The organism is Rothia sp. HMSC069C04 (genome assembly GCF_001812895.1).
Lineage (GTDB): Bacteria > Actinomycetota > Actinomycetes > Actinomycetales > Micrococcaceae > Rothia.
Window position 1 is genome coordinate 11,407 of sequence record NZ_KV810704.1, and the last position, 15,105, is coordinate 26,511.

The following is a 15,105-nucleotide window of genomic DNA, read 5'->3' on the forward strand; positions in this document are numbered from 1 at the left end:
GGGGCCGCCTCCGCACATCACCGATACACAACCACAGAGCACACAGCACCATCGAAAAATAGAAAATCCGAAGGAGGATTCCATGACAACGCCTCATGTGCCACGCCGCAGAATGAAGGCTGTCGGTGCGACCGGTTTGAGTGCGGCTCTTGCCCTTACTCTCGGCGTTCCCGCCACTTTCTCTGCAGCTCACGCTCAGAGCCCCCAGCAGGTCGAAGGAAGCACTGCGAGCGCATCCGGTGACGCTGCCTCGCGTATCAGCCCGGGCCTACAGAAGGCTGAAGGCCAAATCACCGTGTATGTGCAGTTCAAGGGCAAGGGCGCGTATGAGCAGACCCAGTCCGCGGCTGTTCTGGCACGTAAGGAGGCGCCGGCGAACCGTCAGGCGCAGGTGCAGGCTATTGCAGCTCAGGTGCAGTCGCAGGCTCAGTCTGTGGCGGCTGCTTCTGGTTCTAAGCTGATGTACACCACGCATAATGCAATGCGTGGTGCGGCGATTACTGGTGATGCTGCGCAGATTCGTGCGTTGGCGGAGCGCCCGGATGTGGAGCGTATTTCGCCGATTATCGCGAAGGAGCGTATGAACTCCGGTAGCGAGATTGATACGAAGACTCTTGCCACGTGGACTCGTGAGAATACGGGGTACACGGGTAAGGGCGTGAAGATTGCGGTTGTTGACTCCGGTGTTGACTATACGCACGCTGATTTTGGTGGCCCCGGTACGGTGGATTCGTACCTGAAGGCTAAGGCGATGACGGAGCTTCCGTCCGCTGATTCGGGTCTGATTGATCGTAATAAGTTCATTGGCGGCATTGACTTGGTCGGTGATGACTACAATGCGTCGGTGGCTGAGAAGTCGACTCCGCAGCCGGATAATAACCCGCTGGATTGCCGCCCGGATGGTTTCGGTTCTGGCGGTCACGGCACGCACGTGGCGGGTACTGCCGCCGGTTATGGTGTGACGGCGAACGGTACGACTTACCGTGGCGATTACAAGAACCTGACGGAGGAGCAGCTGAAGGGCATGTCCATTGGCCCCGGTACTGCTCCTGAGGCTCAGCTTCTGGCGATTCGCGTGTTCGGTTGCTACGGCAATTCGAGTGTTGTGATGAAGGCGCTTGATACCGTGATGGACCCGAATGGTGACGGTGATTTCTCTGACCGCGCCGACATTGTGAACCTGTCTCTCGGTGGCGAGTTCGCCCCGGCTGACGACCCTGAGTCGTACATGATTAATACGATGGCGCGCCAGGGTGTGTTCACTGTGGCTGCTGCCGGTAACGCCAACAACTACAACGGTGTGGGTGACACCTACTCCGATTCGGGTAGCCCGGCGAATGCGGCTGCGGCGCTGTCGGTGGCGAACGCCTACGGCTCCACTCAGCCGATTGACCGTGTCCGCGCAACCACGAAGACTGGTTTGGAGTGGTTGCAGGGTGATTATTCGGTGAACTTCGATTATTCGAAGGCATCCGCTGATCAGCTGCGCGGCGAGGTTGTTGCCGCACCGAAGCGTAACCGTTACGCTTGCGAGGCTTTCACCGCTGAAGAGGCGAAGGCTTTGAAGGGTAAGTGGGTTTACTTCGAGTGGGATCAGGACGATTTGACGTTCCCGTGCGGTTCGAAGGTGCGTTTCGATAATGTTCAGGCTGCCGGCGGTCTTGGCGTGGTGATGGCCGGTAAGGCTGAGCGCTACACCATCGGCATTGGCGGTAATGCGACCATTCCGGGTCTGCGTCTGACTGCTTCTTCGACGAAGGACCTGGAGAAGGCCCTGGCTGCCGGTCCGGTGACCGTTGAGATGAACCTGGATTACAAGGCTTCGGGTCGTAGCACCCACTCGCACGCTTTTGACCTGAATTCCTCGAGTGCTCGCGGTCAGCACGGTTCTGACGGCTTCATTAAGCCTGACCTTGCGGCACCGGGTACTGAGATTGTGTCTGCCGCTGTGGGCACGGGTAATAAGGGTGTTTCCTTCACCGGTACCTCCATGGCGACCCCGCATGTTGCCGGTGTTGCAGCTCTGGTGATGCAGGCGCATCAAGATTACAACCCGCAGATGATTAAGGCTGCGCTGATGAACGGCGCGTCCACCCCGATCAAGAATGAGCAGGGTGCGCAGTACGCGGTGGATCGTGTGGGTACGGGCATGGTGAATGCTCGCGCCGCCGTGGACGCGAAGGTTATCGCGTACGATGCGAAGACCCCCGAGCGTGTTTCGACCGCGTTTGGCGTGCTGGAGTACACCCCCGATTCGGGTATTCAGACTGTCCAGCGTGAAATCGTGCTGGACAACACCGATTCGCAGGCTCACACCTACACCCTGAGCTACGAGGCAAGCACGACCATCCCGGGTGTGGAGTACTCCTACCCGCAGCAGGTGAGCGTGGGTGCCGGTGAGCGTAAGAACGTGACCGTGACCGTGCGTATTGACCCGTCCAAGCTGGAGAAGACCATGGACCCGGCGATGAGCGCCGACCAGGTTGCTCAGGACTGGACGAACGGTAAGACTCTGGCTGCTGGTAAGCGCCAGTACATTGCGAGCGCTTCTGGTCGCCTGATTTTCTCTGAGAATGGTCGCGAGGCGATCCGCCAGTCGATTCACGTGGCGCCGAAGCCTGTCTCGAAGATGCGTGTTGATGCGTCCCGTATTGACTACAAGGGTATTGCCGATAAGGAGTCCACGGTGACTCTGCGTGGTACGACCCTGAACCAGGGCGGTTACCGTTCGCTGCTGGGTGCGTTTGAGCTGGGTGCGGTCAGTGACCGTATTCCGTCCGGTCAGCTGAAGCTGCCGTCGAACCAGTCTGTTGACCTGCAGTATGTGGGTGCATCCTCGGATGCTCCGGCGTTGAAGGCTGCCGGCAAGAACCCGAACGATGGTTCTCTGTTCTTCGGTATTTCGACCTGGGGCACCTGGGATAGCATGCACTGGGGCCGTCAGGTACAGGTGCAGATTGATACGAATAACGACTCCGCCGCAGATTACGTTCTGGAGGTGACCCGCGAGAAGGGTCTGGATTACCCGCTGGTGAAGGTCTGGTCCATCTCCGGTAACGCATCCACCGTGGTGGCTCGCTACCCGCTGAACAACGCCTGGGGCGACACCGACACCAACATCATGGACACCAACACCATGATTCTGGGTGTGCCGCTGAAGGACCTGGGCCTGACCGCTGAGAAGGCTCAGAGCATCAAGTACACGGTACAGACCGACACCTGGCACAACGAGGGTAACTCCTACGTGGACACCACCTCGGCTATCGAGTACTCCCCCTTCAACCCCGGTGTTTGGTTCACCGGTGAGGAGTCGGGCGTGCCCGGCCTGTTCGTGGACCGTGACGGCGGTCAGCTGACCGTTCACCGCAAGAACAACAACAAGGAGCGTCAGGCTCTGTTCCTGCACATGCACAACGCGACCGGTGACCTGAGCGGCCGTAAGACCGCTAACGGTGTTGCCGCTGGCGACCGTGCGCAGGTCGTGAAGGTGGCTCGTACCATCCACGATGCACGCTTCACCGACGTTCCGGCGGATAACCAGTTCTACCGTGAAATCACGTGGATTGCTGCCCGTCAGATTGACCGCGGCTACCAGGACGGCACCTTCCGCCCGCTGAACAACATGGACCGCGCAACCATGGCTGCGTACTTCTACCGTATGAGCGGCTCGCCGCAGTACACCGCACCGTCCACCCCGAGCTTCTCGGATGTTCCGCTCAACCACCCCTACTACAAGGAGATTGAGTGGATGAAGGCTCAGGGCATCACGACCGGCTGGCCCGATGGCACCTACCGCCCGGAGGGTTCGGTGAACCGTGACGCGATGGCTGCGTTCTTCTACCGTTACGCCGGTTCGCCCGAGTACACTGCCCCCGCGCAGGCTCGTTTCACGGACGTTCCGACCGACAAGCAGTTCTACCGCGAGATCTCGTGGCTGGCTGAGCAGGGCGTGACCACCGGCTGGCCCGATGGTTCGTTCCGCCCCGTGGAGCCGGTGCACCGCGACGCTATGGCGGCGTTCGTGTACCGCTACAGCACGGGTGTGCTGAAGGAAAGCCCTGAAATCTAAAAACCTGAATTCTAGGGTTCCGGAATCTAAGAACCTATAGGTTCTACCGAGGGAGCCGTACCGTTGCAGTTTATCTGCGGCGGTGCGGCTCCCTTTTTCTGTGGTCGGGTACTTTCTATTTACGCGTAATGTTCCGTAATACGAGTCTGACTAGGTTATATAAAGAATCGTTGAGACAATAAGTGAAGGTTTCTTCACCATCGGCATGAACCTTGACGTTTACGCCGCACAGACGCACTGGAGGCGCACTGGAAACACAGTGCAGACGCACCGTAGCACTCTCGGTGCAGAACCCTTGCCGTACAGCTCTCCGAGTAGAACTCTCGGCGTATAACTCTCCGCGCAGAACCTCGGTGCAGAAACCGCTAAGAAACGCACCATCACTAAAAAGGAGCATTCAGTGGCAACATTCCCTGAAGCTACCCCCGCGCGAGCCGCCCGGCACACACAGCCGGGCCGCCTCAAGCAGCTGGCACGCGGCTGCGGCGCACTCACCCTGGGGCTCACCCTCGGGCTGACCGCTCTACCGTTCGGTACCGCCGCCTACGCGGCACCGGGCGTAGTACGCGGCGCAGACCGGGACGCACCCCACCAGAACACCGGCACCGGCGAGAACAACAACGAAGTTCTCTCCCCCAGCCTGGACGGCGCCACCGGCGAACGCGCCGTGTTCGTCCGATTCAAGGGTCAGGGCGCGTACGCCCAGACCCAGCCGGACGCGGTCCGCTCCCGCGCGCAGGCACCCGTCAACGCGCAAGCACAGGTGCAGGCAATCCGCGCCAGCGTGCAGCAGCAGGGCGCCTCCGCGGCGAAGGAATCCGGCGCGCAGGTCCTGTACACCACCCACAACACGATGCGCGGCGTGGCGCTCTACGGTAACGTCGAGCAGATTCGTGCGCTCGCAAACCGCGACGATGTGGAACGCATCAGCATCATTGAGGACATGGCACCGCAGAACAGCGGCACCCTCATTGATACGGACACGCTCTCCGTGTGGGCGAAGAGCCCGGCGAACCCCGCCTCCACCGGCTACACCGGCAAGGGCGTGAAGATTGTGGTGCTCGATACCGGTATCGACTACACGCACGCCGATTTGGGTGGCCCCGGCACGCAGGAAGCCTTCGAGAAGGCGAAGGCTTCCGACACGATTCCCGAGGGCTCCTACGATCCGAAGAAGTTCCTTGGCGGCTACGACCTGGTCGGTGACGATTACAACTCCGGTAAGAAGGAAACCTCCACTCCCCACCCGGATAACAACCCGCTCGACTGCGGCGGCCACGGTAGCCACGTGGCCGGTACCGCGGCGGGTTACGGTGTGAACGCGGACGGCTCGACCTTCCGCGGCGACTACTCCAAGCTCACCGAAGAGCAACTCAAGGACATGAAGATCGGCCCGGGCTCCGCACCGGAGGCCCAGCTGATTGGCCTGCGCATCTTCGGTTGTAAGGGCACCACCGCGTTCGTTCCCCTGGGTCTGGACCGCGTGCTCGACCCCAACGATGACGGCGACTTCTCGGACCGCGCCGACATCGCGAACCTGTCGCTGGGCAACGAGTTCGGCGTGTTCGACGAGACCGTGAACTACGCGGTCGGTTCCCTCTACCGCGAGGGCGTCCTCTCCGTAGTCGCGGCGGGTAACGCCAACAACTACAACGCCGTGGGTGACACCTACTCCAACTCGGGCGGCCCCGGCACCAGCGCCTACAGCCTGACCGTGGCGAACTCGATTGGTTCGACCCAGATGGCTGACCGCGTGAAGATTCTCTCCCCCGCGAACGAGGCGGACACCTACGGCGACTACTCGGTGAGCTTCGACTACTCGAAGGCGACCGAGGAGCAGCTGCGCGGCACCGTGGTGCGTGCCGCAACCCGCAACCGCTACGCCTGCGAAGCCTTCACCGAAGAGGAAGCCGCAGCACTGAAGGGCAAGTGGGCTCTCATCGACTGGGCGGACGCTGACGGCACCGCACCCTGCGGTTCGAAGGTACGCTTCGACAACCTGCAGGCGGCGGGCGCAACCGGCGTGGTCATCGCCTCCGACACGGAGGTGGGCGACACCGCTATCGGCGGCAACTCCGCTATTCCGGGCGTGCGCCTGGCCAAGAGCCAGGTGGAGCGTCTCTCCTCCCAGATTGATTCGGGCAACCTGACCCTGCAGCTCGGCGAGAACCTGCGCGAGTCGATTCGCGTGCAGAACGGCAAGCTGGATCAGGCGAACACCTCGACCGCGCGCGGCCTGCACGGCTCGCACGGCATCACGAAGCCGGACGTTGCGGCACCGGGCACGAACATTTCCTCGATCCTGGTTGGCGGCGGTACCGAGGCGACCGTGAAGACCGGTACGTCCATGTCCACGCCCTTTGTTGCCGGTGTTGCGGCGCTGATCATGCAGGCGCACCCGGAGTACGGTCCGCGCATGCTTAAGACCGTCATCATGAACACCGCCGACCACCACATGCAGGACGCCTGGGGCAACCCCTACGCGGTGGACCGTGTGGGTACCGGCCGCATCAACACCCCGGCTGCTGTAGCCGGCAAGGTGCTGCTGTTCAACGCGGCACGCCCCGAACAGGTTTCGGACACTTTCGGCGTGCTCGAGTACACCCCGAACGCCGGTGTGCAGACCCTGCAGCACCGCGTGAGCGTTGAGAACACCGACTCGGTGGCGCACACCTACACCCTGAACTATGAGGGCAGCACGAGCATCCCGGGTGTGGAGTTCTCCTACCCGCAGTCCGTGTCTGTGGGTGCCGGTCAGACCGCAACGTTCACCGTGACGGTGCGCATTGACCCGTCGAAGCTGGAGAAGACTCGCGACCCGTCCATGTACCCGACCCAGGATTCGGTGAACTACTCGACCGGTGCGGTCACTATTTCGGGTGCCCGCCAATACATTGCGAGCGCTTCGGGCCGCCTGATCCTGACCGATGCTGACTCTTCGGCTGCGGTGAAGACCCTGCGCATGCCGCTGCATGTGGCACCGAAGCCTGTCTCCGCGATGCGTGTGGCTGGCTCCGATATCGCCTTCGACGCGGAGGGGTCCGGCGCGACCGAGCAGGCCCTGACCCTGCAGGGTACCGCGGTGGATCAGGGCGGTTACCGCTCCCTGCTGGGTGCTTTTGAGCTGGGCGCTTCGAGCCCGCGCATCCCGACCGCGAAGCTGGGTGTGGGTTCGGATTCCCGCATGGACCTGCAGTACGTGGGTGCCGCCTCGGATGTGGCGGCGTTGAAGGCTGCCGGTGCGGATACCTCCGAGGCGCAGCTGTCCTTCGGTATTTCCACCTGGGGTAACTGGCAGGAGGTGACCCCGCGCGGCACCTACTACGTGTTCGTTGATACCAACAAGGACGGCACGAGCGACTACCGTCTGCAGACGGTGCGTGAGAAGGGCCTGGACTACCCGCTGGTGAAGGTTTCTAAGCGCAGCAACGGCAAGTGGCAGGCTATCGAGAACGCCCTGTACCCGCTGAACGGCACCTGGGGTGATACGGACACCAACATCATGGATTCGAACACCCTGGTGATGACTGTTCCGCTGAGCGTTCTGGGCCTGGACCCCGAGGCTGAGTCGACCGAGATTTCGTACTCGGTGACCACTTCGAGCGCGTTCTCCGCTACGACCGTGGTTGATACGACTGATTCGGTGGTGTTCAACTATGCGGCGCCGAAGCTGTGGTTCAGCGGCGAGTCTGCCGGCGTGCCGAACCTGTTCGTGGACGCACCCTCCGCGCAGCTGGTGGCGCACCGTAACGGCGACGCGAAGAACGTTTCTGCACTGTTCCTGCACATGCACAATGCGACCGGCGACCTGTCCGGCGTGAACGGTGCTGCGGGTGAGCGTGCGCAGGTTCTGCGTGTCTCGTCGAACTCTGAGGCTACCGCCGCGAGCGCGCACTTTACGGATGTTCCGGCAGATTACCCGTTCGTGAATGACATTAACTGGCTGGCTCAGCGTCGTATTACGACCGGCTACCCGGACGGCACGTTCCGCCCGAACGGTTCGGTGGAGCGCGGCGCGATGGCGGCGTTCTTCTACCGCATGGCGGGTTCGCCGCAGTTCACCGCGCCGAGCACCCCGAGCTTCAAGGATGTGCCGCGCGACCACCCGTTCTACAAGGAGATTGAGTGGATGCGCGCCCGCGGCATTACGACCGGCTGGTCTGACGGTACGTTCCGCCCGAATGATGCGGTGAACCGTGACGCGATGGCGGCGTTCTTCTACCGTTACGCGGGTTCGCCGGCATATTCGGCTCCTGCGGTATCGCCGTTTAGCGACGTGTCGACCGGCAGCCAGTTCTACCGCGAGATTGCGTGGTTGGCCGATCAGCGGATTACGACGGGTTGGCCGGATGGTTCGTTCCGCCCGGTTCAGCCGATTGAGCGTGGCGCGATGGCGGCGTTCTTGCACCGCTACAACGTGCGCGTGCTGAATAACCGCTAGTCGGATGCGGATGTGAGGGCCGTGTCGGGGTAGAGTTTTCTGCCCCGACACGGCTCTTTCTGTGGGCTGTTATGTCTGCGGCGTAGACTTAGGTTATGCGTGAATTACAGGTTCAGAACGGCGAGGATGAGACGCTGTCAGCTACTCGGGACGCCCTCGACCAGGAGGAGCTTCTGAACGCGGCGGCGGACTTCGTTGACCGTTATGAGAGCGTCTTTGAAAATCTAAGCCACTGATATTCCTTTGAAAGAAATACCCCCGGTGGATGCCGTACGCATCTGCCGGGGGTATTTGCTTGCCTCACTCTGCCCGAGGCGGCCTAGTTAGCGTTGGCGGGCTTCTTTACGGTTGAGCTTCTCAATGGCGGCTTCCACCTTGGACTTGCGGTGACTCAGCTTCCAGAGGCTGAAAGACTGCGTCAAGGTACTCTTGCCGATCTCCACGAGGGAAGGCAGCCCCTGCCGGATGAGTGCCTCATTGATTTCTTCCTGGGTGGCGCCCTGCTCCTTCATCTGCTCGACGAGGATGTTCGCCTCCGCTATTTTCCCGGAGGTGAGCGGGTGGTTTTCGAGGCTGGTTTCGATGTCTACGAGCTCGTCGTAGAGTTCAGTTTTTGTTTTTGCCATGGTGCTGTCTTCACCGTCCTTGGTTGACGTGTTCTGTGGCATTGGGTGTGGGGGCGTTTTCCCTCATCACCGGCTGTTTTGAACGGTATTTGAACCGTATGTTCATGCTAACAGCCGCACGGGTTGTCGCACAGGGTTTTTACCGGTGAGTATGCTGTGTATTTTCAGGGCTGAAACGATACTGAACCCGCCGCGTACGCCGCGCTGAACGCACCGTGTGGAACACTACCTCGCCTCCCTCGGCGGTTCACCGCACGGGCTATAAGGTGGAGCGTACACTTAAGTCATGCGTGAATTACAGGCACAGATCATCCGTGAAATGGGCGTCAAGCCCAACATGACCGAAGAGCAGGCACGCGAAGAAGTGGAGCGCCGCATCCAGTTCATCTGCGACTACCTGGAAGCCACCGGAAGCCGCGGCCTGGTACTGGGCATCAGCGGCGGTATCGACTCCACCCTGGCGGGTCGCCTCTGCCAGCTGGCGGTGGACCGCCTCAACGAGCGCGGCCGCACCACCGAGTTCGTGGCGGTGCGCCTGCCCTACCGTGTGCAGCACGACGAAGAGGACGCGCAGGAGGCGCTGCGTTTCATCCAGCCCACCCGCTCCCTGACCTTTAACATTGCCGAAGCCGTGGACGGCTTCGACAGCGCCTACACTGCCGCGACCGGCGAGCAGATCAGCGACTTCAACAGGGGCAACGTGAAGGCGCGCGCCCGCATGATCGCCCAGTACGCGATTGCTGGCGACCCCGGCTACCTGGTGGTCGGCACCGACCACGCAGCGGAGTCCATTACCGGCTTCTTCACGAAGTTCGGTGACGGCGGCGCGGACCTGCTGCCGCTGGCTGGTCTGAATAAGCGCCAGAACCAGCTGCTGCTGCGTGTTTTGGGTGCGTCTGAGCGTCTGTGGGCTAAGCCGCCGACGGCTGACCTGCTGGACGGCGTGCCCGGCCGTACCGATGAGGATGAGCTGGGTCTGACCTACCCGCAGATTGATGACTACCTGGAGGGTAAGGAAATCGAAGAGGCGGCCGCTGCGAAGCTGGAGCAGATTTACCTGCGTAGCCGCCATAAGCGCACTACTCCGGTGACGATTTTTGATTCCTGGTGGAAGAACTAGGTGGAAGAACTAGCGCCGAAACACTAGCGCTTTAACCGCCATAGAACTAACGTAAATGCCCCGGCTCCCTTGGTGGGAGTCCGGGGCTTTTACTATGCTTTCGCAGACCGAGGACTACGCCTTCTGCTCGGGCTGTGCGCCAGAAATCTGGGCAGCCTGAGCGTCAGACTCCTCAGAACCTTCAGCTTCTACCTCAGGCTCAGCGGGCGGTACCTTCGAGCCGCCCGTAGCAAGGAACAGCACCAGACCCAGCACGCAGGCAAGCACCTGAGTGAAGGGGAACGCCCAGGTCAGACCCTTAAAGCCGAACCACATGTTGCCGAAGTACACGGCGGGGAAGAACAGCAGCGCAATGCCGAGGGTCATCAGCATTGCCGGGCCGCCCTTACCGGCCGCCTGGAACCAGGAAACGAACACGATGCTGACCGCGTTGAACACGGCGGCAAGCATCAGCGCGACCAAGACCTCTTCGCCGGTGGAGACCAGGCGCTCATCACCAACCACGGCAAGCAGTTCGCGGCGGAAAATCAGCACCGGGATAGTGAGCGCCACGGAAGTTGCCACAGACAGAATCGTTGCAGTGCGCAGCGCCTCCTTCACGCGGGCACCGTTGCGGGCACCGTACGCGTAGGCGTACAGCGGGATACCGCCCATGCACAGGCCCATGCAGAGCATTTCGGGCACCATGTTCAGGCGCATTGCCAGGCCGAACGCCGCGACGGTGTCGTCACCGTAGGAGGCGGCGAGGTTGTTCAGCAGCAGGGCGGCGAAGATCAGGTTGAGGCTCTGAATGAGCTCGGCGGCACCGACCGCGACCACGGGCTTGATGATAGCGGGGTCGAGGGAGAAGTCGCGGATGTTTGCGGAGAAGTTCTCGCTCTTGCGCATCAGGAACAGCAGGTAGTACAGCATGGATGCGCCGTTCGCCAGCAGCATCGCCCAACCGGCACCGGCGACGCCCATGCCCATGATGGCGATGAACAGCACGTCGAAGATGCAGGTGACGACGGTGCCGACGATAATGCCGTACATGGACTGCTTGGCGTAGCCTTCGGATCGGACGAGCTGTTCGAGGGTGAACATGCCGATAGCGAGGGGCGCGCCGAGGAACATGAGGTGCACGTAAATGCGGGTCGGTTCGTAGGAGCCGCCGGATGCACCCATGATGCTGGTGATCGGGTCGGCGAGGATGAAGCCGATAGCCGCCGCGACGATACCGGCACCGAGCGCCGAGTAGAGGGCGAAGGAGGTGACACGGTGAATTTCGTGTGCGGGCTGGCCTTCGCCAAGCTTTCGGGAAGCGAGGGTGGAGGCGCCCAGACCGAACAGGCCCGCAATTGCCATGATGACGCCGAAGACGGGCACGCCGTAGCCGGTGGCGGCGAGCTCTTCGACGCTGCCGTAGTGGCCGACGAAGTAGGAGTTCACCACGTTGTAGATGCTGGTGATGGCGAGGCCGAGTGCCATGGGTACGCCGAGGGAGAGGAGCGCCTTGAGGATGGGGGCGTCTTTGAGCAGGTAGATGTTCTGCGGATCTTCGCTTGCGCCGTGGGCGCCGTGCGGGCCGTGTCCTGCGGAGGGTGCGGTGTTGTTGGGTGCGCCGTTTTTGGGCGCGTTGTTTTCAGTCTGGTGGGACGTCATAGGTTCCTGTGGTTCTGGTCTGTGTCGTGTCCGGCGCGCGGTAAGAAGCGTGGTCCGCACAAAAAACGGGCTAGTGTATTGTACCGTTTCCACGTAGTGGTTGGGCTAGGGGTTTAGACAAAAAAGTAACGAGGCGCCCCTCCCCGTTTAGGGGTGGGGCGCCTCGCCTCATACGTATCGCATGTAGGAGTGTGAGCTATTCGAGCTCAACCGGACCAAGCACGCGAACCTCCTCAATATCCAGGATTTCCTGAATCGCGTGGAGCACATTCGTGTCGATTATGCGCTCATTACGCAGGCGCTTGAGCACGCTGCGTTGCTTCTCCAAATGCCGCAGGCGCAGCTCTTTCTCAAGGTCGCCCGCTTCAATAATGCGGCGGGCTTCTTCCGGCGCATTCGCACCGTCTTTACGAACGGCGTGCAGGTTGCGGTGTATACTCGCGTTGTACATCTGTTCGTCGGCAATGCGGTCGATAATCCACTGTGGTGCACCAATTTCCTGGCCGATCTCAGCCACAGAGTCGAAGGACTCGGCAATGATCGTGCGGATTGCTTCATTAATCTCATCTTCTTCGGTGGTATCAACCGGAATTTTCGCCCACCTAATAACGAGCGGCAGGAGCATCCCCTGAACCACCATCGACAGCAGAACCACGCCCGCAACAACAAAGATAATAAAGTCACGCGCGGGAACATCAGTCGGCACGGAGAGAGCCACCGCGAGGGAAACACCGCCGCGCAGTCCCGCAAAGGTACTCACTACACGGCCACGGAAAGTTGTGCGCAGCTGCTTCTGCTTTTCTGAACGGTCAAGGGCACGAATAATACCGATCGAGACGTGCAGGAAAATAAAACGCGCCGCAATGGAAACAAGCCATGCCACCACAATCACGGCGAACGTCAAAGCCCACGCATAGTTGTATTCACGAAGAACATCATCCACAGGCGCTGTGGCGCTGGGCAGCTGAACACCCACGAGCACGAAGAGCGCACCGTTCATGACATAGGAGACAAACGACCAGATGGGCAGACCGTAGAAACGGTTTTGGGGTTTGATGGTATCCGGTCCGCGATAGGTCAGGTAGAAAGCGGCGACCACCACAGCCACCACTCCGGAACCTTTCATGCCCTCAAAAGGCTCGATCTCTTCAGCCAGGAAGAAAGCAATAAACGGCACGGTAAACATGAACACGCTGAAGTTCATGGGGTTGCCGATGTGCGCACGCAGCTTATCTACACCCCATCCGACGGCCAGGCCAACGAGAGTTCCAATCAGGAACGAGAAGAAGAACATTCCGGATGCAGTCCCCAGGGTAAGTTCATGACCACCCGCAAGCTGCAGGGCGAGTGCGAAAAGAACTAGGGTGGTGCCGTCGTTAATGAGTGCTTCCGCTTTAAGGGTGGTGATGGAAGATTTGGGGAGTTTGCCGTTGAGCGTTGCCACGGCCACAGCATCGGTGGGGGCGAGCGCCACACCGATAATCAGCGCCACATGCCACAGGTAGACGCCCATAAATGTGTGAAGCACCCAGGCGATAACGAACGCCGTGAAAATTACGAGCACCGTGCCCGAGAGCAGAATGCCGCGCAGACGGGCGCGCGCTTCACGCCATGAGGTGTTGCGGGCTTCCCAGAAGAGCATGATGGGCAGGAAGATTTCGAGGATGACGTGCGGCGGCAGGCCGATACTCTGAACTTCGTGCAGTTCGTGGGCGGGCATAATGCCGATAGCCAGGCCAATGAATATCAGCACAATGGCGGGGGTTATCCGTATTTTATGGGCGAGGATATTACCCAGAAGAATTGCCAGCGATAGGGCAATGATGACTTCAAGCAATTTGGTGTGTTCCTTTTGGATGTGGCGGCTGGTTCATGGTGTGCGTCTGATAGACGGCTGATGTCCGCGAGTGTGCGGGTGCCAGGGTGCCCAAAATGTTTTGCTCGTTCCCTGGGCCGTGAGGCTTCCGCATGAGGACGAGTGCGGGCGTAGCTTCTGTATTTTACCGATGTTCTGTGCGGGTGAGTAGATGCTCACCGTGAGCAAAATCTTGCCTTATGGCCGCTCGGGGTGTGAGTTTATGGGAGGCGACCTGCGTGCATCCGGCGGGTCTGCTCAGCCGGGCCTGCTCAGCCCATGAACCGCCCTACCCTGACCGCTTTTCATGACGTTTTGTGTCATTCTGACGTGAACTTGGGGTCGTACTGTGTCAGAGAACAGAAAATCCGACCCCGTGAGTGCGCGCGAACACTCAGAACGTGAGAAGATAAGGTCATGACTGATAACAACACCGTAACCGGCAGCCCGCTTGTTAAGCGCGGCCTGGCCGACATGCTCAAGGGCGGCGTCATCATGGACGTCGTCACCCCCGAACAGGCTAAGATCGCTGAAGATGCTGGCGCTGTTGCCGTCATGGCTCTCGAGCGCGTTCCCGCGGATATTCGTGCGCAGGGCGGCGTGGCTCGTATGTCTGACCCGGACATGATTGAGGGCATCATTGATGCTGTTTCGATCCCGGTCATGGCGAAGGCACGCATCGGCCACTTCGTTGAGGCTCAGATCCTGGAGACCCTGAAGGTCGACTACATTGACGAGTCTGAGGTTCTCTCCCCCGCTGACTACGTGAACCACATTGACAAGCACCAGTTCAAGGTTCCTTTCGTGTGCGGTGCTACCAACCTGGGTGAGGCTCTGCGCCGCATCACCGAGGGTGCCGCTATGATTCGCTCGAAGGGCGAGGCTGGCACCGGTGACGTCTCTGAGGCGACCAAGCACATCCGCACCATTAAGCGTCAGATTGCTGAGCTGCAGGGTCTGTACAACACCATGCCCGATGAGCTGTACGTGAAGGCTAAGGAACTGGCTGCACCGTACGAGCTGGTTCGTGAGGTTGCTCAGACCGGCAAGCTGCCCGTGGTCATGTTCACCGCTGGTGGCGTGGCTACCCCCGCTGACGCTGCAATGATGATGCAGCTCGGTGCTGACGGCGTGTTCGTTGGTTCCGGTATCTTCAAGTCGGGCGACCCGGTTGCTCGTGCGAAGGCTATTGTGAAGGCTACCGCTTTCTACAATGACCCGGAGAAGGTTGCTGAGGCTTCTCGCGGCCTGGGTGAGGCTATGGTCGGCATTAACGTTGCTGACATTCCGGCACCGCACCGCCTGGCGGAGCGCGGCTGGTAATTCGTGCGCGCACCCCACGTTTGGGGTGAG

The 15,105-nt window shown here is 60.6% G+C and carries 8 protein-coding genes; 5 read left to right on the top strand and 3 right to left on the bottom strand.

Annotated features, from left to right (window positions below; translation table 11 throughout):
- Positions 1–82 precede the first annotated feature (82 nt).
- The 3 genes from HMPREF2879_RS00045 (at position 83) to HMPREF2879_RS09390 (ending at position 8,746) form a co-directional block, all read left to right on the top strand.
- Entirely contained in the window at positions 83–4,069 is a 3,987-nt protein-coding gene (locus HMPREF2879_RS00045) for a S8 family serine peptidase (protein ID WP_070634522.1), read from the top strand.
- 400 nt (positions 4,070–4,469) lie between these two features.
- Positions 4,470–8,510, top strand: a complete 4,041-nt coding sequence (locus HMPREF2879_RS00050; protein ID WP_070634523.1) for a S8 family serine peptidase — start codon at positions 4,470–4,472, stop codon at positions 8,508–8,510.
- Positions 8,511–8,605: 95 nt separating this feature from the next.
- A complete protein-coding gene (locus tag HMPREF2879_RS09390) occupies positions 8,606–8,746 on the top strand; it encodes a hypothetical protein (RefSeq protein ID WP_161799349.1) in 141 nt (46 codons plus the stop codon).
- 87 nt (positions 8,747–8,833) lie between these two features.
- Here the strand turns inward: HMPREF2879_RS09390 and HMPREF2879_RS00055 are convergent, their stop codons facing one another.
- The gene (locus HMPREF2879_RS00055) at positions 8,834–9,178 is read right to left on the bottom strand and encodes a recombinase (protein WP_246822874.1); all 345 of its coding nucleotides are present in this window, start codon (positions 9,176–9,178) and stop codon (positions 8,834–8,836) included.
- A gap of 244 nt (positions 9,179–9,422) precedes the next feature.
- Between HMPREF2879_RS00055 and nadE the strand changes: the two genes are divergently transcribed.
- Positions 9,423–10,256, top strand: a complete 834-nt coding sequence (gene nadE / locus HMPREF2879_RS00060; RefSeq protein ID WP_070634524.1) for an ammonia-dependent NAD(+) synthetase — start codon at positions 9,423–9,425, stop codon at positions 10,254–10,256.
- 114 nt (positions 10,257–10,370) lie between these two features.
- On the opposite strand, the gene HMPREF2879_RS00065 is transcribed toward nadE, so the two are convergent.
- Together HMPREF2879_RS00065 and HMPREF2879_RS00070 are read right to left on the bottom strand one after the other, a co-directional pair.
- A complete protein-coding gene (locus tag HMPREF2879_RS00065; protein WP_070634525.1) occupies positions 10,371–11,897 on the bottom strand; it encodes an MATE family efflux transporter in 1,527 nt (508 codons plus the stop codon).
- A 196-nt stretch (positions 11,898–12,093) separates the two neighbouring features.
- Positions 12,094–13,734: a Na+/H+ antiporter gene (locus HMPREF2879_RS00070; RefSeq protein WP_070634255.1), complete on the bottom strand. Its 1,641-nt coding sequence runs from the start codon at positions 13,732–13,734 to the stop codon at positions 12,094–12,096.
- Between the two features lie 435 nt (positions 13,735–14,169).
- Here HMPREF2879_RS00070 and pdxS point away from each other — a divergent pair, with 435 nt between their 5' ends.
- Entirely contained in the window at positions 14,170–15,075 is a 906-nt protein-coding gene (pdxS, locus tag HMPREF2879_RS00075; protein WP_005507298.1) for a pyridoxal 5'-phosphate synthase lyase subunit PdxS, read from the top strand.
- Positions 15,076–15,105: the final 30 nt, after the last annotated feature.

What these genes read in the sequence shown, in the direction of transcription:
- HMPREF2879_RS00045 (WP_070634522.1), top strand. Translation starts at nt 83, where the DNA reads ATGACAACGCCTCATGTGCCACGCCGCAGAATGAAGGCTGTCGGTGCG.
- HMPREF2879_RS09390 (WP_161799349.1), top strand. Translation starts at nt 8,606, where the DNA reads ATGCGTGAATTACAGGTTCAGAACGGCGAGGATGAGACGCTGTCAGCT.
- HMPREF2879_RS00055 (WP_246822874.1), bottom strand. Translation starts at nt 9,178, where the DNA reads ATGCCACAGAACACGTCAACCAAGGACGGTGAAGACAGCACCATGGCA.
- nadE (WP_070634524.1), top strand. Translation starts at nt 9,423, where the DNA reads ATGCGTGAATTACAGGCACAGATCATCCGTGAAATGGGCGTCAAGCCC.
- HMPREF2879_RS00065 (WP_070634525.1), bottom strand. Translation starts at nt 11,897, where the DNA reads ATGACGTCCCACCAGACTGAAAACAACGCGCCCAAAAACGGCGCACCC.
- pdxS (WP_005507298.1), top strand. Translation starts at nt 14,170, where the DNA reads ATGACTGATAACAACACCGTAACCGGCAGCCCGCTTGTTAAGCGCGGC.